This window comes from Neobacillus sp. DZ-9 (assembly GCF_059587065.1).
The window spans coordinates 129,379-153,175 of the sequence record NZ_JCAIOL010000002.1 but is presented as its reverse complement, the minus strand read 5'-3'; the positions used below and the strand labels follow the sequence as shown (position 1 = coordinate 153,175).

General features: G+C 37.2%; 22 protein-coding genes. 11 read left to right on the top strand and 11 right to left on the bottom strand.

Features of this window, described 5'->3' with window-relative positions; translation table 11 throughout:
• Nucleotides 1-19 precede the first annotated feature (19 nt).
• The 4 genes from AC59HZ_RS05075 to AC59HZ_RS05060 all read right to left on the bottom strand — a co-directional run bounded on the left by AC59HZ_RS05075 (nt 20) and on the right by AC59HZ_RS05060 (nt 6,526).
• A complete protein-coding gene (locus AC59HZ_RS05075; RefSeq protein WP_496544790.1) occupies nt 20-3,022 on the bottom strand; it encodes an ATP-binding protein in 3,003 nt (1,000 codons plus the stop codon).
• A 20-nt stretch (nt 3,023-3,042) separates the two neighbouring features.
• Nucleotides 3,043-4,263 (bottom strand): metallophosphoesterase family protein, encoded by a 1,221-nt coding sequence (locus tag AC59HZ_RS05070; protein ID WP_496544789.1) that lies wholly within the window; start codon nt 4,261-4,263, stop codon nt 3,043-3,045.
• A 117-nt stretch (nt 4,264-4,380) separates the two neighbouring features.
• Nucleotides 4,381-5,634, bottom strand: a complete 1,254-nt coding sequence (locus tag AC59HZ_RS05065; RefSeq protein ID WP_496544788.1) for an ABC transporter permease — start codon at nt 5,632-5,634, stop codon at nt 4,381-4,383.
• Nucleotides 5,627-6,526, bottom strand: a complete 900-nt coding sequence (locus AC59HZ_RS05060) for an ABC transporter ATP-binding protein (protein ID WP_496544787.1) — start codon at nt 6,524-6,526, stop codon at nt 5,627-5,629. Before AC59HZ_RS05060 ends, AC59HZ_RS05065 begins: the two co-directional genes overlap by 8 nt.
• A gap of 125 nt (nt 6,527-6,651) precedes the next feature.
• Between AC59HZ_RS05060 and AC59HZ_RS05055 the strand changes: the two genes are divergently transcribed.
• Nucleotides 6,652-6,837 (top strand): YhzD family protein, encoded by a 186-nt coding sequence (locus AC59HZ_RS05055; protein ID WP_430066408.1) that lies wholly within the window; start codon nt 6,652-6,654, stop codon nt 6,835-6,837.
• 33 nt (nt 6,838-6,870) lie between these two features.
• Here AC59HZ_RS05055 and AC59HZ_RS05050 read toward each other — a convergent pair whose 3' ends face one another.
• The 5 genes from AC59HZ_RS05050 to AC59HZ_RS05030 form a co-directional block, all read right to left on the bottom strand.
• Nucleotides 6,871-7,662: an enoyl-CoA hydratase gene (locus AC59HZ_RS05050; protein WP_496544786.1), complete on the bottom strand. Its 792-nt coding sequence runs from the start codon at nt 7,660-7,662 to the stop codon at nt 6,871-6,873.
• A gap of 146 nt (nt 7,663-7,808) precedes the next feature.
• Nucleotides 7,809-9,428 carry a long-chain fatty acid--CoA ligase gene (locus AC59HZ_RS05045; protein ID WP_496544785.1) on the bottom strand — a complete coding sequence of 540 codons (1,620 nt, stop codon included), beginning with the start codon at nt 9,426-9,428 and terminating at the stop codon, nt 7,809-7,811.
• Nucleotides 9,429-9,559: 131 nt separating this feature from the next.
• Nucleotides 9,560-11,071 (bottom strand): coproporphyrinogen III oxidase, encoded by a 1,512-nt coding sequence (locus AC59HZ_RS05040; RefSeq protein WP_496544784.1) that lies wholly within the window; start codon nt 11,069-11,071, stop codon nt 9,560-9,562.
• 129 nt (nt 11,072-11,200) lie between these two features.
• Nucleotides 11,201-12,070 carry a Cof-type HAD-IIB family hydrolase gene (locus AC59HZ_RS05035; protein ID WP_496544783.1) on the bottom strand — a complete coding sequence of 290 codons (870 nt, stop codon included), beginning with the start codon at nt 12,068-12,070 and terminating at the stop codon, nt 11,201-11,203.
• 126 nt (nt 12,071-12,196) lie between these two features.
• Nucleotides 12,197-12,547 (bottom strand): YlbF/YmcA family competence regulator, encoded by a 351-nt coding sequence (locus AC59HZ_RS05030; RefSeq protein WP_496544782.1) that lies wholly within the window; start codon nt 12,545-12,547, stop codon nt 12,197-12,199.
• Nucleotides 12,548-12,785: 238 nt separating this feature from the next.
• Between AC59HZ_RS05030 and AC59HZ_RS05025 the strand changes: the two genes are divergently transcribed.
• The 8 genes from AC59HZ_RS05025 to AC59HZ_RS04990 all read left to right on the top strand — a co-directional run bounded on the left by AC59HZ_RS05025 (nt 12,786) and on the right by AC59HZ_RS04990 (nt 20,415).
• Entirely contained in the window at nt 12,786-14,165 is a 1,380-nt protein-coding gene (locus tag AC59HZ_RS05025; RefSeq protein WP_496544781.1) for a YheC/YheD family endospore coat-associated protein, read from the top strand.
• Nucleotide 14,166: 1 nt separating this feature from the next.
• A complete protein-coding gene (locus AC59HZ_RS05020; RefSeq protein ID WP_496544780.1) occupies nt 14,167-15,270 on the top strand; it encodes a YheC/YheD family endospore coat-associated protein in 1,104 nt (367 codons plus the stop codon).
• Nucleotides 15,248-16,612 carry a YheC/YheD family endospore coat-associated protein gene (locus AC59HZ_RS05015; RefSeq protein WP_496544779.1) on the top strand — a complete coding sequence of 455 codons (1,365 nt, stop codon included), beginning with the start codon at nt 15,248-15,250 and terminating at the stop codon, nt 16,610-16,612. Before AC59HZ_RS05020 ends, AC59HZ_RS05015 begins: the two co-directional genes overlap by 23 nt.
• Nucleotides 16,609-17,655: a YheC/YheD family endospore coat-associated protein gene (locus AC59HZ_RS05010; RefSeq protein ID WP_496544778.1), complete on the top strand. Its 1,047-nt coding sequence runs from the start codon at nt 16,609-16,611 to the stop codon at nt 17,653-17,655. Before AC59HZ_RS05015 ends, AC59HZ_RS05010 begins: the two co-directional genes overlap by 4 nt.
• Before the next feature lie 75 nt (nt 17,656-17,730).
• The gene (locus AC59HZ_RS05005; RefSeq protein WP_496544777.1) at nt 17,731-17,940 is read left to right on the top strand and encodes a YheE family protein; all 210 of its coding nucleotides are present in this window, start codon (nt 17,731-17,733) and stop codon (nt 17,938-17,940) included.
• A 53-nt stretch (nt 17,941-17,993) separates the two neighbouring features.
• Nucleotides 17,994-18,185: a hypothetical protein gene (locus AC59HZ_RS05000; RefSeq protein WP_430066326.1), complete on the top strand. Its 192-nt coding sequence runs from the start codon at nt 17,994-17,996 to the stop codon at nt 18,183-18,185.
• 116 nt (nt 18,186-18,301) lie between these two features.
• Nucleotides 18,302-19,207 carry a PucR family transcriptional regulator gene (locus AC59HZ_RS04995; RefSeq protein ID WP_496544776.1) on the top strand — a complete coding sequence of 302 codons (906 nt, stop codon included), beginning with the start codon at nt 18,302-18,304 and terminating at the stop codon, nt 19,205-19,207.
• 107 nt (nt 19,208-19,314) lie between these two features.
• Nucleotides 19,315-20,415: an ABC transporter ATP-binding protein gene (locus tag AC59HZ_RS04990; protein ID WP_496544775.1), complete on the top strand. Its 1,101-nt coding sequence runs from the start codon at nt 19,315-19,317 to the stop codon at nt 20,413-20,415.
• 41 nt (nt 20,416-20,456) lie between these two features.
• Here the strand turns inward: AC59HZ_RS04990 and AC59HZ_RS04985 are convergent, their stop codons facing one another.
• Nucleotides 20,457-20,699, bottom strand: coding sequence for a hypothetical protein (locus tag AC59HZ_RS04985; protein ID WP_496544774.1), 243 nt, complete (start codon nt 20,697-20,699; stop codon nt 20,457-20,459).
• A gap of 333 nt (nt 20,700-21,032) precedes the next feature.
• Between AC59HZ_RS04985 and AC59HZ_RS04980 the strand changes: the two genes are divergently transcribed.
• The gene (locus AC59HZ_RS04980; RefSeq protein ID WP_430066318.1) at nt 21,033-21,236 is read left to right on the top strand and encodes an alpha/beta-type small acid-soluble spore protein; all 204 of its coding nucleotides are present in this window, start codon (nt 21,033-21,035) and stop codon (nt 21,234-21,236) included.
• Nucleotides 21,237-21,483: 247 nt separating this feature from the next.
• Here AC59HZ_RS04980 and fumC read toward each other — a convergent pair whose 3' ends face one another.
• Nucleotides 21,484-22,863, bottom strand: coding sequence for a class II fumarate hydratase (fumC, locus tag AC59HZ_RS04975; RefSeq protein ID WP_496544773.1), 1,380 nt, complete (start codon nt 22,861-22,863; stop codon nt 21,484-21,486).
• A gap of 297 nt (nt 22,864-23,160) precedes the next feature.
• Between fumC and AC59HZ_RS04970 the strand changes: the two genes are divergently transcribed.
• On the top strand, nt 23,161-23,781 hold the full coding sequence (locus tag AC59HZ_RS04970; protein WP_496544772.1) for an NAD(P)-dependent oxidoreductase: 621 nt from the start codon (nt 23,161-23,163) through the stop codon (nt 23,779-23,781).
• Nucleotides 23,782-23,797: the final 16 nt, after the last annotated feature.

Sequence of the window (23,797 nt, the reverse complement as noted above, 5' to 3'; positions counted from 1 at the left end):
AACATACCGGGCTATAACTCTATGAAATAATCTGAACAGCACCTTTTTCCAACCGAAGAACATTTTCCTTTTTAAAATAAGGAAGTATATGACTATGGCATGTGAAAAATAGTATCTGATTCCTATCCAACTGATTTAGAAGCTGAATAACTTTTTCAGTCCTGCCGGCATCGAAATTTACAAAACTATCATCAATGATGATTGGGAAATGGTAGTTTTCATAAAGTGTGGTTGCCAAGGCAAGCCGAACTGCTAAATAAAGCTGTTCTGTCGTTGCTTGACTTAGTTCATTCGCTTCAAATAATGTATGGTCTTCCCTTTCAACTAAAAAGCCAGTACCTGACTTTTGCAGATGAATCTTTTGATAGCTGCCATTTGTCAGGAATGATAGATATTCTTCTGCCTTTGATAACATCCTTGGTAAATGAATATTCTTGTACCTTTCAATGGTACTTAAAAGAATATCTTGTGCCAAACTATAAACCGACCACTCTTTGGCTGCTTCTTCTAATTCAAATTTTTTCTGTTTATAGTGATGTAGAATGTCAGAATATAATCCGCCTTCTTCAAGGGCCTGGATTTCGTATTTTATTGATGCCAGTTCCTCTTGGAGATTTCTTAATTTTGCTTGTAAGCCTTTTATTTGCTGATTACATTCATTTAATAATTCCTCAGCATTTTGAAGTTGTAAATAGCTGTCTCTTTCCGGCTCAGAAAGTATAGAGAAATGCAGTTGGCTCTGAATGGATTCAAGACGTTCAAGAAGCTTTCCCTGCTTTGCTGCTTTTTCACCAAGTTCATAATATTTTTGCTCTGATTCTACATTGGCATCCTCTATGAGCTTTTGGTATTCAAGTTGCAGGTGGCCTTGTTCCTGCTTTTTTTGCTGCAATTCAGCTTCAAGGTCGGCTAATTTGGAAACTCTTTCTTGACTCTTGATCTGTTTTTCATGCTCTTCCTTAAGCTTATTTCTCAATAAAAAAGCTGTTTTTTGTAAATCCATACTCTTTTCCGGCAAATACCTATTTGCAATTATATTAAGGTCTTTCACAATTTTAGCTTGCTGTTGATTGATGTGCTCAAGTCTTTCAAGCGTTTGTTTTTTCTCACGTATTACTGATTTATATTGTTCGATTAATTGGAAGGCTTCCTGTAAAAAAGTATTGGCAATATATTCAGGAATCTTTAACTCACTGCTTATGGAAAACAACTGTTCCTTATTTTGTGCTGCTTCTAATTCCCATTCCTCAAACTTAGTAATTACCTTTTCATAAAGCTTTTGCTGCTGTTCCAACTTTATTTTCGACTTTTGCAGCTGCTCATGACGGAGATTATCCAGCCTCAATTGTTCTTCCAGCTGAGAAAAATCTCTCATTTCAGCTGATTGTAATTTTTGAAGTATTGCTTTTTCCTTTTCTTTTAATTCTGTTAGCATTGGATCAACAGTCTTTTGTTTGGAATTATTAAAGCTTCTAATCATTAAAAAGGTGATTATCAAGCATCCAAGACACCCAAATGCTAATAAAATAACCTGTTTGGTTAGCAATCCATATAAAGCTATTCCTAGTAATATTAGATCAAAAATAACAAATTGAAACCTTCTCTGCTTAAAAAACCTTTCCTTTTCATTCTTTTCCCGTTCAAGTGCCTGATGGTAAAATTCAAATTTATCTTGTGCAGACTTTAATTCTGCCTCCAAGCTTTTTTTATCATTTCCTTGGTTAACTTGTTCAACTAGGAGATCTCTTTTGTGCTTGGGTAAACAAACGGATTCTGTTAAGCGAATTTCTTTTTCAATTTCCTGCAGATTGTTTTTTTCATCTCTAAATTGTGCTTCCAGGTCATCTTTGGCTTCCTCTAGCTTTTGCTGCTTTCGCGTGACCCTTTCCACCTGATTTTTCATATAAATATTAGTATTAATCGAGAGAATTTCTTCTTCATTAAAATTCAAATGAAGTCTTTCTTTAATGGCCGAAAGTTTTTCTTCAATTTCTAGCAATTTTGTTTCACATTGCTGCTTATCAAGTTTCACTTGATCATGAAGAGGTACTTGATCGAGTGATGATAAAATTGCTGCTTCATTTTCTAGAATGGAACGCTCCGGCCGAATATCTGTAAGTTCTTTTTTTACTTGGATAATTCTTTCCTCGAGGCTGGCAATTTGGGCATTATAGGGATGAATGAGCTGAGTTAATTTTTCTATTCTTTCAATTCCACGGGCAGGAAAAACAATTTTCCCTAATTCACCGAGGTCTTTTTTCGTCCATTTTTCCTCTTTTACGATTGCCTCAATTCTTTTCCATTCGGATAGTTTTTCTACCTTTTCATGAATTTCCACAAGGGAATGATTTACATTTTCCATTTCCTGCTCGAGCTTTTCTTTTTTTTCGACAAAGAATTCGTAGTCCTTATTTTTAGCTGCTGCTTTTTTTAATTCCGTACTAATTTCATGAAGTTCTTGAAGTCTTTCATTTAAAATAGGTTTCTTTCCGGATGGTTTAAAGCGGTAATCTAATTCTTTTTGTAAAATAGTTTCGGTTTTCGCTAACTTTTCTGTCCCTAAGGTCCCCGCGGAAAATAAAAACCTGCCAATTTCTTCACCCTTCATTTGATGAATATTCTGAAGCCCATGTATATTAAAAGAAAAAATTGCTTGAAATAGACCCTTATCGAAATTTACAAGTATCTCTTTAAGCAGTTCTTCTCCGCCAACCGTCCCATTTTCAAAGACAACCGTTACGTCGCCTGCTGCTTTACCTTTTACTCGTTCAATGACTGCATACCCGTAATCTTCATGATAAACTTTTATTTTCCCCCCATATTTGTGGTGATGTTTCGGTTCGTAACGCAGTTCAGTTTGTTGTTTCGTAGGAAACCCAAACAATACACCATGAATAAAGGCCATTATCGTCGATTTCCCGGCCTCGTTTTCACCAAAAAAAACTTGGAAATCGGATATGTCATTGATTTTTACATTCTCTAGTTGACCATAGCCATAAATCTGCAGCTCGACAATTTTCAATATGTAAACACTCCCTTCCTTTAAGATTGATAAAGTAATTCGATTAATAGTTTTTCAGCTTTTTTGATTAGATTATCTTGTTCTTCCTCTGATAAATGGGATAAATATTTCCTCCCTAATGGATGATTATATAACGGAGTCACTGCCTGGTTAATTTCTTGATAATTTTCAATCGTCTCAAAAAGCTCAGCATAAAAATTTGCTTCCGTTTTTAAGTGTTCTTTGTCAATTTGCTGCGCCGCCATCATCAGTAAATCGAATGTCCATACAAATGATTCTTCCTCTCGTTCATCCTCAATAAGCAGTTCTAATAGTTCCTCGTTTAACCCCCTTATTTCCCTGTCATCATTCAAGTGAACATTTTCTATATAAAGAGATAAAAGAGTTCCTGTTTTTTCCTGTCGGATTTCATTTATCTTTGCATGACACAGCTTAAGGATTTCGTCAAAGGTATTTGCCGGTGCCGCATCTAGGACCGCTTCCTTCCACACAATATCAGAGGTTTCTATAAACTTCATATTTACATCTGATTCTGAAAGCTCTACTAAATAGCAGCCTTTTGTACCTGTTTCCTTCTTATTTCTCCCCTGAATATTTCCCGGATAAATAATGGGTGGGGATTCCGATAAAACTGCACGCTTATGGATATGTCCTAAAGCCCAATAATCAAAGCATTTTTCTTTCAGTTCCTGGATGGAGAAAGGCGCGTAGTTATCGTGCTCCGTGCTAGAACTCTCATTGCCATGAAGAACACCGATATGGAAATCGGCTCCTTCTACCTTCATATATTCATCTATTTTTCTACCGAACACGTGCCTGGTTGGATAACTAAACCCATAAAGGTGAACCTTTTCACCACTTCTTGTATGTAAATCCTTAACCTCAACCACACTATCAAAAATATGGACATTTGCCGGCATATCCAAATGTACCCATGAGCCATTTAAGTGGTCGTGATTTCCATGAATAACAAAAACGGGAATATGGTGCTCTTCAAGCTTCTGCATCTCTGTTCGAAAGCGTGACTGGGCACGCAGGCTCCGGTCTTCGCCATCAAATAAATCACCAGCTAAAATGACAAAATCAACTTGATGGCAGATAGCTGCAGCTGTAAGCTTTTTTAAGGCCGTGAAGGTACTTTCTTTGATTCTTGAAAAGATGTCTGCAGGCAAATGTTTTAATCCGACCATCGGACTATCTAAATGCAGATCCGCTGCATGAATAAACGTTATCTTTTTCATCGGCAAAATATTCCTTTCATCCTCTTTTCTTTCATTTTAACACCTTTAAAATACGAATGCACGTTCTGTAGTAAAAATAATAATAAGCCTTACCAAAAATGGTAAGGCTTAAACCCTCTATTTATTCTTAGTTAATTGTAACGCTTTTTTAATATCTTTATAGGAATTTGACTGCCCATACATTAACACTCCACCACGATATACACGGGCACCGAATACGGCTAAAACAGCAATAGTGAGTACTAGGATTGATATTCCTAATATCGCCTCCCAAGCTGGAATGGTCAGCATCCCGACACGCAAAAACATAATCATTGGTGTAAAAAATGGAATATAGGACGTTGCCGTAATAAACGGGGCGTCCGGCTTTCCAAGCCCAAACATGGCTATCATAAAACCGCCAACCACCAGCAGTGTCATTGGGGTAATCATCTGCTGGACATCTTCAATCCTGCTGACGAGCGAACCCAAAAAGGCCGCAAGTGTAGCATAAAGGAAATAACCGAGAATAAAGAAGATGACAGCATACATAATCGTCTTCCCTGGGATATCTTTAAAGCCGTAAACGCCAAAAAAGCCGTCTTTTAATGAATCCATATTCTTGGTTAATGAGTAATATCCGATGATTAAAAATACTGCAAGCTGCGTCAGACTTAATAAACCGATGCCAATAATTTTTGCAAACATTTGCTTTATTGGTGAAACACTTGAAATTAAGATTTCCATGACCCTTGAGGACTTTTCGGTCGCTACCTCCATCGCAATCATATTGGCATACATGATAACACTAAAATAAATAATGAAAAGAAGAACATAGACAAGACCTCTTGCTTGATTCAATTCCTCTTCTGTTTTCGCATTTTTTTCTAAGGCAAATTTTTTAAATGACACTGGTTCATATAGCTTTTCAAGTTGTGTAGGAGTCAAATTTATTTGAGTTGCGGCCAGCATGGTTTTTACCTGCTGTAAACTAGTCTGGAGGTCCGTAAACAATGACGAATCTGCAATGCTCCTAGCTTTATAGGTTGCTTCTGGAAGCTTTTCATCATTAAAGCGTAATTGAATAAGTCCTTTAAATTCGCCTTTTTCGATAGCTTTTTCCGCTTCTTTTTCAGTTCCATTATAATTAGTCAGTTTAATATCTTTATTTATTGCAGCAGCTTGTTGTTTGAAAGGCACATAAAGCTTTCCTGTTTCATCGAGCACGGCTACTGTTTCTTTACCGCCATTTTTATCAAATATAGAAATGATATTATTTAAATTTGTGAGGGCCAGCACAATCACAACGGTTAAAATGGTCGTGACAATAAACGATTTGCTTTTCAGTTTGTTTAGATAAGTATGAAATAAGATTATCCAAAAATTATTCATAAGAATTACCTACTTTCTCTATAAAAATATCATTTAAAGAAGGTTCTTCAAGCGCAAATTTTCGAATGAATCCTTTCCCTACTATTTCTTTTAATATTTTTTCTGCAACTGGCTCCCCTTCAATCTGCAGATGAACACCTTCCATTGTTGATTTAACCCTTACAACTCCGGGGAAATTTTTTAACTGGTCTAATTCAAAATCAGCATGGATAGCAAGATTCTTTTTGCCGAATGCCCGCTTGATTTCTTTTAAAGAACCATGTACGACTGGACTTCCCTTATGCAAAATGCAGAGGTGCTCACACATTTCCTCGACATGCTCCATCCTGTGGCTTGAAAACACAATGGTCGCTCCATTTTCCTTTAAAGCCAGTACAGCTTCCTTTAACATTTCCACATTTACAGGATCAAGGCCGCTGAATGGTTCATCGAGAATTAATAATTTTGGTTTATGTAGAACTGCGGCAATAAATTGGATTTTTTGCTGATTCCCTTTAGAAAGCTCCTCCACCTTCTTATTCTCATACTCTGGTATTTTAAATCGCTCTAGCCACGATTTTAGTTCAAAAACAGCATCATTTTTTTGCATCCCTCTTAATCTAGCTAAATAAACGAGTTGGTCACGGACTTTCAGTTTTGGATACAAGCCTCTTTCCTCAGGAAGATAGCCGACCAAGTGACTTGTAGAATAATCAATCGCCTTCCCATCCCATGTAATTCTTCCGCCGGTAGAATCCAAAAGGCCTAGAATCATACGGAAGGTAGTGGTTTTACCCGCCCCGTTAGCTCCTAAGAAGCCAAACATTTCTTTTTCGGGAATTTCTAAGGATAATTGATCGACAGCAGTAAATTGCCCAAAACGCTTCGTCACACCTTCAAGTTTGAGTACCATGTTAATCACTCCTTCGGTTTTCATACGTACCAATCAGGAAAAAGTTTCAAATTTTTCCCTTTGAAAAATATTAAGAATTATGTGAAAATAATAGTGATTATTTTTTTAATAAAGGGGTATGTGTGATGAAAACTTATAAACTAACAGCCTTTGAAGCAAATGGAGAAAAGCTTTTAGATGAAGCCTTCCAGGCAGACAATGACGATGCGGCTAAGAAGCATGGTGAAAAACTATTATCAGAGAAAAACTTACTAGAAAAAACACATCGATGTATCTCACCAAGCGGAAAGTTATTGTTGTTTCATTCTTAAAAAACAAAGAAGCTCATGAGCTTCTTTGTTTTTTTATTTACCGATAAAATTTGGCTTCCTTTTTTCAATAAAGGCCTTTATACCTTCTTTATGGTCTAAAGTTTCCCGCATTTTCTGCTGTCCGTATTTTTCTAATTCTAAGATTTTCAATAATTGAGGGCGGTTTTTTTCTGCTAAAATCTTTTTTGTTTTAATCATCGCTTGGACAGGACGGCCCAGCCAGTCGCTAATTCGTGTATGTAATGTCTCTTGAAGATCTTCTTCAGCCACTTCTTGAACGAGACCCAGCTTATATGCTTCTTCCGCACTCATCATTTTACCGTCCCAAATCACTTGCTTTGCTTTCGTTTCACCTAATCTCTTTTCTAAAAAGAAATGCGCCCCTCCATCAGGAATAAGGCCAATTCCAATAAAATTCATCGCCAGTTTACTTGCCTTGTCTGCGATAATATAGTCCGTTGCTAATGCTAAACTGAACCCTAATCCGGCAGCAGCACCTGTTACAGCACTGATTGTTAATTTTGGGATACTATAAAGAGTGATAATTAATTCACTGATGCAATCCATAACTGGCAAGAAATCGATCTCATTCATGTTTGAGAGCATAGTTTTAATATCTCCGCCAGCCGAAAAGGCTCTACCCTTGCCTGTTAGGACAACGATATCAATTTCATCTGATTCGCTTATTTCCTTTAATTTACAGACGAGCCCTTTAATGACATCAGTATCCATAGCGTTCATTGATTCCGGACGATTCATTTCGACCGTTGCCACGCGGCCTTCAATTTTCACATTCACCTTATCCGTAACAAAATTCATTGCCAATTTAAACGCCCCCCAAATAGTTCATTCAGTTCCATTATAGCTGGTAATGGAAGGAATAAAAACAAACTTTCTTAATATATTGAATTTTCTTCTAGTATTTAACTATACTGCAAAAGGACAAAAGGCTGAACCCTTTGTCCTTAATTCTAATTTTTTGGAAGAATATCTTTTTGGACCTGTTCCCTTAATGCCATTTTCAGGAATTTACCAACTGAAGTTTTTGGAATTTCCGTGACGAATAGGATATCATCGGGAATCCACCATTTAGCAAACTGTGGATTTAAAAACTCAACTAGCTCATCCTTCGTTGTTTTTCCTATAAATGCATCTTTTAAAACGACACAGGCAACTGGACGCTCTTGCCACCTTTCATGTGGAACGGCCACAACCGCGGCTTCGAACACAGCCTCATGTGCCATCAATGCATTCTCTAAGTCAACTGAAGAGATCCATTCGCCGCCGCTCTTGATTAAATCCTTCGTACGGTCTACGATCTTCACAAATCCTTCCTCATCTATTGTCACCACATCTCCGGTATGAAGCCACCCATCCCTAAATGCATCTAAAGTCCGTTCGTCTTGATAATATTCGGAGGCAATCCATGGTCCTCTAATACAAAGTTCTCCCATTTCCCTTCCATCCCAGGCAACTTCGCCATCCTTGCCGACAATTTTCATTTCTAAACCTGGAACAAGGGTCCCTTGCTTCGCTCTAATATTTAGTTTTTCCTCAGGATCTAATTCCTTTTGGTAGCTTTTTAAAGTAGAGATAACGGCAAGCGGGCTTGTTTCTGTCATCCCATAGGCATGTATGAAAGGAATTTTATGACGCTGCTCATAAGCCTTAATCATGCCTTTTGGTGCTGCAGATCCTCCACATAAAACCCCTCTTAAACTGCTCAAATCATAGGAGCCTTCATCTAGTTCTTTTAATAGTCCCAGCCAGATTGTAGGAACCCCCGCTGTAATCGTTACCTTTTCTTGTTCGATAAGCTCAGCCAGCAATTTTGGTGTAAAATATGGACCAGGTAAAACTAGAGATGTGCCAAACCAAACGGCGGCAAACGGCATTCCCCAAGCGTTGGCATGGAACATTGGTACCACAGGAAGTGCGGTGTCCTTTTCACTTAATGCTGCGGTATCCGCAAGACCTAAAGCCATGCTGTGCAGATAAATGCCGCGATGCGAATAGACCACACCTTTTGGGTTTCCAGTAGTTGCGGATGTATAACACATGCCTGCTGGATCATTCTCATCGATATCTTTCGGGTATTGGTAGGCAGGATTTGCTTCAGCTAACAGGTCCTCATAGTGAAAGACAGGAGAAAGCTTTGTATCCGGAAGTTCCTTTTCATCGGTCATGATGACATATGCTTTAACGTTTGGTAATTCATGGGCACATTTTTCGAGTAATGGCAGGATGTCTGGATCAACTAGCAGGACCTTGTCCTCTGCATGATTAATAATGTAGGAAATATGCTGCGGGGCAAGACGAATATTGATAGTATGAAGAACCGCTCCCATACATGGTATTGCAAAATAGGCTTCCAAATGGCGATGATGGTTCCACGCTAAAGTTCCTACTCTATCACCTTTAGTAACGCCTAACTTTACCAAGGCGTCGGCGAGCCTTCTTGTTCTTTCTGCAATTTGTTTATAGGTAAATCTATTGATGCCCGAAGACGTTCTTGAAACCACTTGTTTCTTTGGAAAATACTTTTCTGCTCTTTCAATCATTTGCGTCATCGTTAAAGGTGTTTGCATCATAATTAATCCCCCCACTAATGAAAGCGTTTAAATTTCATAGTATTCTATGAAGAATATCCAATATAATATTCGACATTCTGGGTAAATAATCCTTTATTAAGAACGAAGCCAAAAAAAACTCTCCTGCTTTATTAAACAGGAGACCCTTTTTCCGAAAATAATTCATCTAAAATTTTAATTTTTTCATCTGTATATGCTTTAAAACCGTCATTGTAGGATTTTGGATCCTTTGGATTGGCAAAGTGCGTAATTTTTCCTGTTAGAGGATCAACAAATTTACTTGCTGCACCACAGCCAAGACCAATTATGGTCTGAACTTCTTCCATAATCATGATATTATAAATGCTTTCTTGACTCGGTATAGAATAACCAACGTTTTCCAGATTACCCAGAATGTTTTTTTGCCTATATAAATAATAGGGTACATAGCCATGCTTAGATGTCCAGCCCTCTGCAAGCTCCATCATTTTTTCCACTTCGCTGCGGTCTGCAACCTTATATTTCTCTTTATTCTTAGTCATTTCAGAAGCACGCTTAAACGACAAGGTATGAACGGTTAAAGATTCAGGCATCAGTTTTTCAGTTTCATTCAAGGAGTGTGTAAATTCAGGAATTCCTTCACCTGGCAGGCCAATAATTAAGTCCATATTAATATTGTTCATGCCCATCTGTCGTGCAAGATGATATTTTTCAATAGTTTCTGTTACCGTATGATGTCTGCCGATTGCCTTTAAGGTTTCTTGTGTATATGACTGGGGATTAATACTGATCCGATCAATCTTCCATTTTTTTAATACTTCCAATTTTTCAGGACTGATTGTGTCCGGACGACCGGCTTCAACCGTAATTTCGCGAATCTTATCAACCTCTGGGAAGGATGTGTACATTTCTTCGTAGAGCATGTCCATCTCTTCAGCGGTAATACTTGTTGGCGTTCCGCCGCCATAATAGACTGTTGTAATCTTGATTCCTTTTTCCTTTAACCATGCACCGATTTTCCTCATTTCATAATGAAGACCGCCTAAGAAAGAGTCAACGGAGCCATGACGATTGTTAATCGCATAGGCCGGGAAGGTACAATAGGCACATTTTGTTGGACAGAAAGGGATACCGATATAAATACTCACTTCTTTTTGAAGTGAATATAGGTCTGGGACAACTGTCAATTGACGATCAACGATTTGCTGCATAAGTTTGATTTTTTCATCTTTAATCAAGTAATCTGCCTTTAATTGCTGATGTGCAATTTCTAACGGAATCCCTTCCTGCACTTTTTTGTGAAGCAGTTTTGTGGGTCTGATCCCTGTTAAAATACCCCATTTTTGCGTAATGCCTGTGTAATCCTGCAATACAGTTAAATAGACGTGGGCAACAGCGTTTTTTATCTGTTTAAAACGCTCTTTTTCTGTATCGGTTATTTTTATTTCTCTTTGATATTCTGAGGCAAAGACTTTTTCATCTTTACACATCAATTCAGCTGAAACCTGTATTTTATCCTGAACCTGCAAGTTAAAATTTATTTGTATATCAGCTTCTTCAATGACTGACATGAAAATCTGAGATTCTTCAAAAAACAAATTGGCAATCAGCTGGAGCGGCCGATTGAATCTTTCATCCTCTATCCCTATTATTGAAATCCGCAAGTATATCACCTTTCAAAATTAAACTTCCTTAAGTGTACAAAATCAGGAATATAAGGTCAATATAGTGGAAATTATTCCATAAAAGCAAAAAAGATACCACAGGCTTCCACCGATGATATCTTTTTAAGGTCAATTTTTGATTATTTTCATCTTCCGTAAAAACTCAATCGGCTGTTGTTTTCTAAAGTGTTCTTTTACCATATAGGCCACACCTTGTTCATTTTGCGACCTCGTGACCCAATCGGACGCTTTTTTCACAGCAAAATCAGCATTCCACATGGCGACTCCTAATCCAGCTGCTTCAATTAATGGGATATCGTCAAGCCCGTCACCTATATAAACCACTTCACTCGCTTTAAGCCCAAGCTGATTAGCAAGGCTGGTTAATCCAGCAAGTTTGGAAACACCAGAAGGGACAATATCTAGTCTTAATGAATCTAGTTCAATAATTTCAATCTCAGTAAACATTTTACTAAGCGCTTTTTTGGCATCAATTAGATCCCTTTTTTCTTCAAAATAGACCTCAATCTTTGGAGGTGTTACAGGCTGATCATGTAAATATTCACTTAAGGAAGAAACAAACTGCTGTGAATAAAAAATGGGATCCCCTGAGGTAAACACCGTTTTCGCTAATAAATTATTCTGGAGCTTGAATTTATTTGCCAGCGAAAATTGTTCATGTACCAGCCTAATTTGGCATGGGATGCCTTCTAGGAATCGGACTGTATCGTAGGTAATATCCTCATTAACCCGTTTAACATAAATCGGCTTATCTACTTCGCTTGCAATTAAAGCACCCTGGTGTGTGATTATTGGTAATTTTATCTTTAATGCCTTAGCTGCCTTTTTAGCTGATGGAAAACTTCTTGAGGTAACGAGTGTAACATAAATCCCTTTTTGCTGAACATATTCAATGGCATCCTTCGTTGACTTATGAATTTTCCCATTCGTTTGTATTAGTGTTCCATCAATATTTAAAGCAAGCAAACGATAAATCATTTTGTTGCCCCCTGTTCTTGGTGAAATTACCCTTATATCACTTTTATGACTGTTTATCCATTTATATGACTAACCCAAGAACAAGAAAAAAGCCTTCGGTTTCGCACCGAAGGTTTTAATGAAGTGTTATTGCATTTTTCCGTAAAGCTCTTCTAATGGTTTCATAATAATTTGGTTTAGTTCCCCAATAATCATGCTCATTCGTTGTTCAGCTTGCATAAGGTGGGCAATTTTTTCATTCTGTTGAACTTGGGCAACCGTTGCTTGAGCCTGTTGTACTTCTTGCTCGGAAATATTCTGGCCCATCATTTGTTTTTGCTGAAGGTTCATTTGCATTTGCCGGAACTGGTCAAACATTTGTTTAGCAACCGGATCTGCATTCACTGCATTGTAGGCGTTTTTTAATGCTGTATATTCATCGCTTTGACGAATAGCTGTTTCAAGCGCATAGGCGGAATCAAATAAATTAACTGCCATTTTAGTTCACTCCCTTTATTTATTGGTTGTGCTAAACTAGTCTGTTGATTTCCGCTCCAAACAACAGGGTTAAAAATCAACAGTAACCTTTAACACAGCCTATTTATAAACATTTCCAATCAACTATAACAAACTATTCTTAGAAATGCGAGAATGTTCATTTCACCATCCATAACATTACAACATACGATACTTATATCAACTAATGCCCATTTTGAAAAATAAATGAGGAGTGATTATGTCTTTTTCATTTTCAACCATTACGATTATTCCAATAATGCCTTCAAATCAACATGACCATTTCATACAAATGTCCCGCCATATGTTTCACCATTTTCAAATTAAAAACAATCAGGAAATAAAAATCACCATAGGCAGGGCTTCTAAAAAGGTAAACATACAAATTGTAGAAATGGATCCCAACCTGGTGCTAATTCCCGATTCTATCATGACGGCATTAGATTTACCTGCCCAAAAAATTAAGTTACAGGGCTTTTACCGTCATGACATACAAACACTTCAGCTCGGCCCAGTCGTAGGATTGCTAACCGATTTCGCGACTGATGAAATAAACCAACCGCATTTTCGTTCTATCCACGGTTTTTGTGAGGAACTTCATCAAGGAATTTCTGAAAATGGTGGTATATTCTATGTGTTTTCATTAGACCAATTTTCAACTCAAGGATATTACTTTAAGGAAGGAAAATGGAGTCCCGCCAAGCTTCCTTTACCTGATGTCATATATAACCGCATTCATTCCCGACTTCTCGAACAAAAAAATCAATTTCAGGATTTCCGTAACAGCATTGAAAAGCTGAACATCCCATTGTTTAACGACCGGTTTCTCTCTAAATGGGAAGTGTATAAGCATATTAGAGAGGAAAAACACTTAATCCCCTATACGCCGGAGACTAAAATATATTCAAAAGAAAGCCTTTTTGAGTTTGCTCAAAAACATCAAACAGTTTTTGTAAAGCCTATTCATGGAAGTCAAGGAAAAAACATTATCAAAATAGTAAAGGTAAAGGAAAATCTATTTCGTTTTCAAACATCTTTTACAACCCATACCCCGAAAATTGACAAGAATTATTCGCTAGAGGAAATCTATCAACGAATTAAACCTCTGCTTACCAATCGAATCTTTCTTATTCAGCAAGGAATTTCCTTAATTACACAAGATTCTCGTTCTATGGATTTTCGGGTGTTATGCCATAAAAATGAAAATAACGTTTGGGGTGTGACTTCTATGGTAGCAAGAGTCGCAAATGAACAAGAATTCGTTTCCAATTTAGCTAGAGGCGGAACATTACTTCGGCCGCTCCAGGCCTTATTAACATGGATGGATCGAAGGAATGCACTTCAAACTCTCTCCCTTTTGAAGGAATTATCACTTGAAATTGCGGAAAACATAGGCCGACGCTCAACGGGTATAACCGGAGAGCTTGGAATTGACATTGGGGTTGACGAAGGAGGAAAACCTTGGCTAATAGAAGTAAACTCAAAACCTTCCAAACTATTTGAAGACAATACTGGAAAAATTAGACCGTCAGCAAAAGCGATTATCCAATTTTGTACAAAGCTGGCCAAAGACGTTATTTCTGAAAAGGAGGTTGAATAAATTGATTTCATTTGGAGTCATGTCCCTAAAACTAGATAGTGAAGATTCTTATATTAACGATATCGCTAAACTTGCGGAATCGTGCGAAATGGAGTGTTACCGTTTTATCCCTACTGAAATTAATCCCCATTCACTTCAGGTACGAGGTAAAAAATTTGATGCAAAAACTATTCAGTGGATAGATTTAGAGTTTCCAATTCCACCCATTATATATGATCGTTGTTTTTATGGTGATGATGAACATTCCAAGCTTTGCCTTCCAATTGTTTCCTGGCTTAAAAGCAGAAACGATATTACTTTTTTAGGCTATGGATTACCCAACAAGCTTGAACTTTACCATTCACTTAAAAACACAGCATTATCTGCCTATTTACCACCGACAAAATTTGCAAATGATTCAAGCAGCATCTTAAAAGAACTCAATAAGTTAAAGAAAATTATCATAAAACCAATTAATGGGTTTCAGGGATTTGGTATTTATTCATTGAAGAAAAATGACAGAACCTTTCATGTCAAAACAGAGAAACAAAAAAAAATTATTTCGCGGATTTTTCCAAATGAGTCCAAGCTTATCAATTGGCTGGATCCATTAATAGCTAACCGCCAATACCTAATCCAGCCGTTTCTGGAATTATCCAATGATGAAATTCAGCCCTTTGATATTCGCATTCTCTTGCAAAAGAATATTCAGGGAGTCTGGGGTGAACTTGGAAGAGGTATTCGACTAGGCAATTCTGGAGGCATCTTATCAAATTTAAGTGCAGGAGGTTCCGTTATCACCTTTTCGGATTGGACATCATCATTGCAGCCGGCTAAAGGAAAGTATATCCGGGAGGAGTTAGAATATATCCTTTCCCAGCTCCCCCTTATCCTCGAAAAAGAATTTCTGCCTTTATTTGAACTTGGCGTCGATATAGGTATCGCTAAAAACGGATCCATTTGGATTCTAGACATTAATTCCAAGCCAGGGAGAAAGGTTATTTTAGAAACCCAGCCAAATATAAAGGAAACACTTTTCTTAGCTCCTCTTCTTTATGGAAAACATTTATTTCAGACCGGTCAATCAGAAAGGAAGAGCTTTCATGAGAAAACGTTATCTCATTGAAATTGCCCCAAATAATCAATTGATCGTTTTTTGCCCGCCTTTTCTTATTAAAGAAAAAACCTTAAAAAGAATTGCCTTCGGATCAAAATCGATGGAGGTTGATTTCCGCCCCCATCCAGACAAAAATGACCGTATTGTGATTAGTAAAGAAATTCAAAAAGCTATTCATTTCCCGTGCATGAGTATTCCGCTCCATATATTTTTAGAAAACGAAATACTTTATATTGGGCCGCTCGTTGGAATCTTCACTGCCGGCTTTACACAAATTCCGGAACAGCCCATAGGAGAAAGAACATTATTCTTTTCCAAACTTCTATCAGTAAATAAAGAGGTTGGGGCAATTGCCTATCTTTTTGGAGAGCGGCATGTCGATTGGGAACGTGGGATAATTGAGGGATTCTTTTATTATGATTCCTCATGGCATAATTTCGAGGTGCCTTTTCCAAATGTAATTTACGATCGCCTGCCCAATCGTAGAAGTGAAGGAAATCCAAAATTAATCAAAGTGAAGGAAAGATTACAAAAAGACTATCTTATTCCTTGGTATAATCCTGGCTTCTTCAATAAGCTGGATATATACGAAAGACTGCAGCAGGAAGGTTCAGTCGATGCCTATCTTCCCGAAACCCATCCGTTTACCTCTTTTTCCTTAATTGAAAGGATGCTTTCAAATTATGGTCATGTGTATATTAAACCTAAAAATGGAAGCCTTGGATTAGGTGTACACCAAATTATCTATGATAAGCATACATCTGAATATTTTTGCCGCTACCAAGACGACGCAGGTGTTAACCGCTTGCGCAAATTTTCTAGCTTAGAAAGATTGTTTCATTCCGTTTTTGGAAATCAGTCACTTGTAAATATGCTGGTGCAACAAGGCATTCATTTGCAAAGGCAAGACGGAAGGTCCATTGATTTTCGTATTCATACGAATAAGGACGATTCAGGAATTTGGCATGTAAGTGCCATTGCAGCCAAAATTGCTGGTGCAGGCAGTGTTACAACACATGCTAGAAGCGGTGGAGCTATTAAAACATTGGAAGAAATTTTTTCGAAGGATGAATGCGAGTTATTTACTAAAAAACTATCGAATGTAGCTCTCTTATTAAGTAATGCTATTGATAAAAATATATCGGGGATTATTGGCGAAATTGGTTTTGATTTAGGCATCGATCGAAACGGTGAAGTTTGGCTCTTCGAAGCCAATTCTAAGCCAGGAAGATCCATCTTCAGTCATCCAGAACTAAAGCTATTTGATTTATTAACTCGAAGATTATCTCTAGCGTTTGCTGTATTTCTGACAGAACAATCCTTATTCCACCCAGAGGAACTTTTCAAATGAAGTACGATAAAAAAACTCCCCTCGTTGGTATTATTACGGCACGTAAAGCTAATGGTGCAATAACCGGGAATGGCCCGCTTTTTATAGAATTGCAAAAAAAGCTTATTTCTCTTAACGGAATGAGCTTTATTTTTACAATCGAAGGGATAGAGCAGGATACAATTAATGGATATTCCTTTTCACCGATTGAAAATCGATGGATAAAGGAAACATTTCCATATCCTGACCTTGTTTATAATCGGATCCCTTTTCGAAAATCGGAACAAGATGAACGATGCAAACACTTTTTTTACCACTTAAGAGAAAGAAACATTCCTTTTTTTAACCCTTGCTTTATTGATAAATACGAGTTGTTTAATTTGTTAAAGAATCATCTAGGCCTTCAACATTACCTGCCACAAACCATCCTTGTCCAATCAAAAAATGAATTTTTGTTATTCTTAAAAAAACATATGAATGTTTATTTAAAACCAAGTCAAGCTTCCAAAGGAAAAGGAATATTCCGCCTACGAATTATGAATTCAATGGAAATTGAGATGGTTGGAGTAAAAGAAAAGAAAACCTATATCTCCTTTGATCATTTTTGGGGAGAATGGAACAAGGAGCTGAAAGATAAAAACTATATTGCACAGGAAGAAATATCCTCGGCCAAATATAATGGAGCACGTTTTGATTTTAGAATACTAGCACATGCATATAAAGATGACTTTAACCTAACTGGGATTGGTATTCGTTCATCACAGGAACAAGAAATAACGACCCATATTCCATCAGGCGGGAAGCTCCTCCCTTACAAGCTTTTGCAATCGACTGAACATGACCAATTCATTGAAACAATCGTCCCTCAGATAGGAAAGGCCTTATCGGAACAATTTGGCTTTTTTGGGGAATTTTCGATTGATGCTGCGGTAAGTGAGTCAGGGAAATATTATATTTTTGAAGTAAATTCCAAACCAATGAGCTTTGACGAAACTGAAATCGAAGATAAGAAAATTGAGCAGCTTTGCCGTTTATTCTTCCAACTGGCAAATAATAAAATGTAACAGAAAATCTATTTAAATAATCTCCAAAACAAGGTAAGCTAAAAATAACCTGAGGAATCAAAGGGGGATTATCACATGCTCATGCACTTTCAGTTTAAGCCGTTATTTGAAAATAAAAATATACCAGGCTGGAATTTTTCCTTTTATTATAAGAAGCAAAGATTCACTGGAATTTACCACCAAACAGGAAAAATTGAATGGACAACAAATACTCCTGAACAGGAAGATATTGAAGCGTTAACAAGCCAGATTCATGAACTAATGCTCTATCATGTTTATGAATGAAAATTTAACCTTTCCCACACAATAAAAATATAAAAGGGAAAGGATGGATAGTCATGGAAAAAGGTAAAGATCAAGTTACAAATCAAGGCTCTGCAAATGAGGGCAGAGACAAGGTGTTTATGGATGTTGACCGCATGATAAATGAAGGAATGTCGGGTGGCTCTGTGCACGCCCGTTATGATTCAACCAATATTGAAGAGGCACGAGATTTGGTTGAAGAACAACCACCATATGAGTGCGATTAATAACTTTGCATAATATGCCAGGCTGAACCTCAAAAGGCTCAGCCTTTTTTATTTTTATGCTGCAGGTCTATACTGATATAATAGAACCAATAAATTTTTATAATGGGGAAGGTACGATGCTTCGAAAATTATTAACTATATATAAGAACTCCATTTTGTTTCCCGGTCGGCCCTCGCACCCTTCCGAATTAGTTTATACGTTTTATGATAAGATTTCGAACGAATGGATTGGCATACCTAAAGCAGAATTAGAAGAAAAAGAGTTAACTCTCCTTAAAACGCTTTATGAATTAGTCGATATCCAACCAATCTCCTTTTCGGGTATAGGTAAAACTTGGTCTGAATTTCTATTATCTGAAGGCCCTCCCCCTTTATACAAGGATGATACACCGATTCGATTTATTCATTTTAATATTACTGGTAATGATAGTCATCAGGAAGAAATGGAATCAGCATTAAAGGGGTTCTTTTCTGAAGAGATTATCATTATTTGGGAAAGCAAAAATAGGGGTATCGTCATAGAAGAAAAGAAACAAACTTTTCTTTCAGAAGATGAAATAATGTCGATGGCGGCAACTTTGGAAAGTGATTTTTACGTAAAAATTTCCTTTTTTATTGGAAAACCAATTCCGTTTTCTAATCAACTTCGGACTAAATTTAAGCAGGAACAAGAATTCTTTTCATTTGCAATTTCTTATCTTGGAATTTCGAATATACTTTCGTTGGAACGAGTATTCCCGTCTTATTTAGCTCGTCATTTACCTGATGAAATACAACTAATGATAAACCAGGAGATATTTGAACTATTTACCAATGATACAGAAATGTTTTCTACAATTAAGGTTTTTTTAGAACAAAATTTAAATGCAAGTATGACGGCTAAAAAATTATATATCCACAGAAATACTCTGCAATATCGAATTGACAAATTTACCGAAAAAACTGGGATTGGCTTAAAGGATTTTTACGGAGCCTTTACCGTTTTTTTAGCCTGTCTTTTGTTTGAACAGCAAAAGAAATAACAAAATGCCCAAAAAAGCGTTTTCAATCTTTGTGCAGACTGTCTATATAAATTTTATTCCCCCCCCTGTAAACTAAAGTTACAAATGATATAGGGAGGAATAAAAGAATGGCAGAATTAAAATTAGATCATATTTATAAAATTTACGATAATAAGGTAACCGCTGTACAAGACTTCAATTTACATATTGAAGATAAGGAATTTATCGTCTTTGTCGGACCATCAGGATGCGGAAAATCAACTACGCTTCGAATGGTCGCAGGCCTTGAAGATATTTCAAAAGGTGATTTCTACATTGACGGCAAAAGAGTCAACGACGTAGCACCAAAAGATCGTGATATTGCGATGGTTTTCCAAAACTATGCCCTTTATCCTCACATGACTGTTTACGATAATATGGCGTTTGGATTAAAGCTTCGCAAATTTCCAAAAGATGAAATCGACCGTCGTGTAAAGGAAGCAGCAAAAATCTTAGGATTAGAAGCATATTTAACTCGTAAACCAAAAGCTCTTTCAGGTGGACAACGGCAGCGTGTTGCTTTGGGCCGTGCCATCGTTCGTGATGCAAAGGTATTCCTTATGGATGAACCTTTATCTAACCTGGATGCTAAGCTTCGCGTGGCGATGCGTGCTGAAATTGCCAAGCTTCATCGCCGCTTAAATACAACAACTATCTATGTTACCCATGACCAAACAGAAGCAATGACAATGGCATCGCGTTTAGTTGTTATGAAAGACGGTGTCATTCAACAGGTTGGTACACCAAAAGAAGTTTATGAAAAACCAGAAAATGTATTTGTTGGCGGCTTCATTGGGTCACCAGCGATGAACTTTTTTAATGGAAAATTAGAAGACGGCAAGTTTATCATTGGAAAATCTTCAATTGCTGTCCCAGAAGGGAAAATGAAGTATTTACGTGAACAAGGATATATTGGAAAATCAATTATTCTTGGCGTTCGCCCAGAAGACATTCATGATGAACCAGTCTTCATTGAGGCATCTACAGGTACTAAGATTACCGCCCACATTGATGTTGCTGAATTAACTGGTGCAGAATTGATGGTATATTCAAGCCTCGGAGAACAAGATTTTGTTGCACGCTTAGATTCACGTGCAGACGTTAAACCAGGTGATAAATTAGAACTTGCGTTTGATTTAAATAAAGCACATTTCTTTGATGCTGATACAGAAGGTAGAATCCGCCCATAAAAGGTAAATTCCTGAAAAGTCCCGTTTTTATAAGACGGGGCTTATTCTTTTATAAAAATAATTTCATCTTGATGGCAGGTTGGGCAGCGGTAAAGATGTGGACACTTTTGTCCTGAATTTGTGTCTGAAAATCCATCCTCCATTTTCATTAAATCAATTTCCATATAAGGACTGTAATCATCATAAAAATCCATAAGTCTGCCGCTCTCTATCATTGAATCTCCGCAGTTTGAACACTTTAAATAGGCTTCGCGCAAACCATTACAGACTGGACATATCGCCATATTCTTCACCCTTTTGATAAGTAGATACCTTTAGTTTGCGTTACTTCACTCACCCTATGTGATGGAATAAATTACTAATCAATTCTTTCGAATAAGTCTTTACTTTTTAATCATAATAAAATTACAAGCAACACATTACATCGATGGATGAAACCAACAAGGGTAATAACCGGTGCAACTCCGGATCATCCAACCAAATATAATTTCTCCGATACTAATAATTTTTATCAAACGAAAATTGATAATATGGGTTAGGCCATGGTGGCAATGGTTTTCCATTATGGTTCAATACCATACTAACCCCAAACTTATTAAGAGGAGTGTTATTCAACTATGGCTAGTAACAACAACTCTAATCAACTTTTAGTACCAGGCGTCGAGCAAGCACTTAGTCAAATGAAGTATGAAATTGCAACTGAGTTTGGTGTTAATCTTGGTGCAGACACAACTTCACGTGCCAACGGTTCTGTCGGTGGAGAAATTACAAAGCGTCTAGTTCAAATGGCTGAGTCTCAACTTGGCGGCGGATTTCGTTAATTTTTAGCAAACCCATATATACCAATTAAATAATATGGCTAAAGCCCCCTCCTCTACTGGAGGGGGCTTTCATTTTAACTATGGCTATATTCGCAAAGATTGTTGTTTTTCGTATAAGTTCATCAACCCGTATAACTAGATTCTTCGTGGCATCTTTTCGTAAGAACATTTGCCAAAATTGCCTAGGAACTTTGTAAATGCCCCTTAATAAGTTCCAAAGCAACAAAGATTACGAAAAGAGCCTAACTTAAATCATATTTTCTGGTTTGATCCATTGTTCAAATTGTTCTTCTGAGACATAACCAGTTTTGATTGCTGCTTCTTTCAAGGTACTATTTTCTTTGAACGCCAATTTGGCAATCTCTGCTGCTTTTTCATAACCAATATGCGGATTTAACGCTGTAACTAACATTAAGGATCGTGCTACATGTTCCTTGATAACTTGTTCATTTGCTTCAATTCCATAGGCACAATTTTCATTAAACGACCGGATTCCATCTGTTAGAAGTCTGACAGATTGGATTAAATTATAAATAATAACTGGTTTAAAGACATTTAATTCAAAATTCCCTTGACTTGCAGCCATGCTGATTGTCGTATCATTACCAAAGACCTGGCATACAACCATCGTCAATGCTTCACTTTGAGTAGGATTTACCTTCCCAGGCATAATTGAGCTCCCAGGCTCATTAGCCGGAATGCTAATTTCTCCTATGCCGCTTCTAGGTCCGCTTGCAAGCCAGCGAATATCATTTGCAATTTTCATTAGGTCAGCCGCTAATGCTTTTAGCGCACCATGGGAATAAACAATTTCATCATGGCTTGTAAGGGCATGAAATTTATTTTCAGAAGATCTAAACGCAAAACCAGTAAGTTTGGAAAGCTGTTCAGCCATCTTTTTTCCAAATTCAGGGCCAGCATTAATGCCTGTTCCAACAGCGGTCCCGCCAATTGCTAAATCAAGCAAATAATTGCTTGATTCTGTGACCATTTTTTCATTCTTATCGAGCATGAACCTCCAACCGCTAATTTCCTGGCCAAGTGTTAAAGGGGTTGCATCCTGTAAATGGGTTCTTCCGATTTTAACAATTTTTGAAAAAGAGTTTTCTTTTTCTCGCAGGGTGCTTTTTAACTCCTGTATGGCTGGAAGCAGGTTTTTAGTTATTTTTATATAAGCAGCAATATGCATCGCGGTTGGAAATGTATCATTCGAGCTTTGGGACATATTGACATCGTCATTTGGGTGAACATATTGGTCGCTCCCCTGCTTATTTAGCCATTCATTTGCCCGATTAGCAATCACTTCATTAACATTCATATTGGATTGCGTCCCGCTGCCTGTCTGCCAAACAATTAAAGGAAAGTGGTCATCAAAATCTCCATTTAGAAGATGACCGCATACATGGTTAATGGCATTCATTTTTAATTCACTTAGCTTTCCTATTTGGAAATTTACGATTGCGGCTGCTTTTTTTATATATGCCAAGCCGTAAATGAGTTCAATCGGCATTTTTTCTGTGCCAATTTTAAAATTTTCTTTGCTGCGCTGTGTTTGCGCCCCCCAAAATTTATCAGCTAGTACCTTCACCTCACCCAGCGTATCTTTTTCTACTCTAAATTTCTCCAAGGAGTCCACCTCACTTTTTTACATTACTTCAATATATATTCCCATTCCGAAGGCAATTCTTCCCAAAAACGAAAAAAAACTGCAGACACTTGTCTGCAGCCTATGCTTTATAGATTGTATATCCGATATAATAAGAAAGGATTAAAAAGCTGCCGATTAATAGGACAATTGAATAATCAGACATGTTGATTTCCCACCCCAATTAATATAAATTGTTAAACATTTTTAATCTATCATGGGCGAGATTATTTACCAGTGATATAAATTACACTTAAGTGCCAAAGGAGTGAATTTTTTGTGAACATTTGCCTTTTCGGAGCAACAGGGAGAGTAGGCTCTGTGATTTTAGAAAATGCGTTATCCAATCAATTTTCTGTTCAAGTGCTGGTGAGGGATTTTGAAAAACTAAATGCTAATGTCAACGGACTCAAAGTCAGGGCTGGGAACGTATTAAATGAAGAGGATATTGTGAAGACAATGAAGGGAACTGACATTGTAATAAGTGCATTAAATACTGATGGAAACAGCACACTTTCTCAATCTATGCCTTTAATCATTAGTAATATGAAAAGGGAAGGAATCAAAAGAATTATTACGATTGGAACAGCCGGAATCCTACAGGCCCGATCTGCACCGCAATTATATCGCTTCCAATCGTCTGAGTCGAAAAGAAAAAGTACCCGTGATGCTGAGGAGCATTTAAAGGCTTATTTATTGTTAAAGGCTTCTGGGCTAGATTGGACTGTTGTATGTCCCACCTATTTACCAATTGGAGAAAGACTTGGGCAGTATCGATACGAAAAAGATATTCTTCCCGAAAATCCATCTTCTATTTCGATCTATGATACAGGAGACTTTGCATTTCAACAGCTTTTCAGCAATAAATTTATCGGCTCAAGGGTTGGGCTTACCTATTAAAAAAATGAGACCCCTC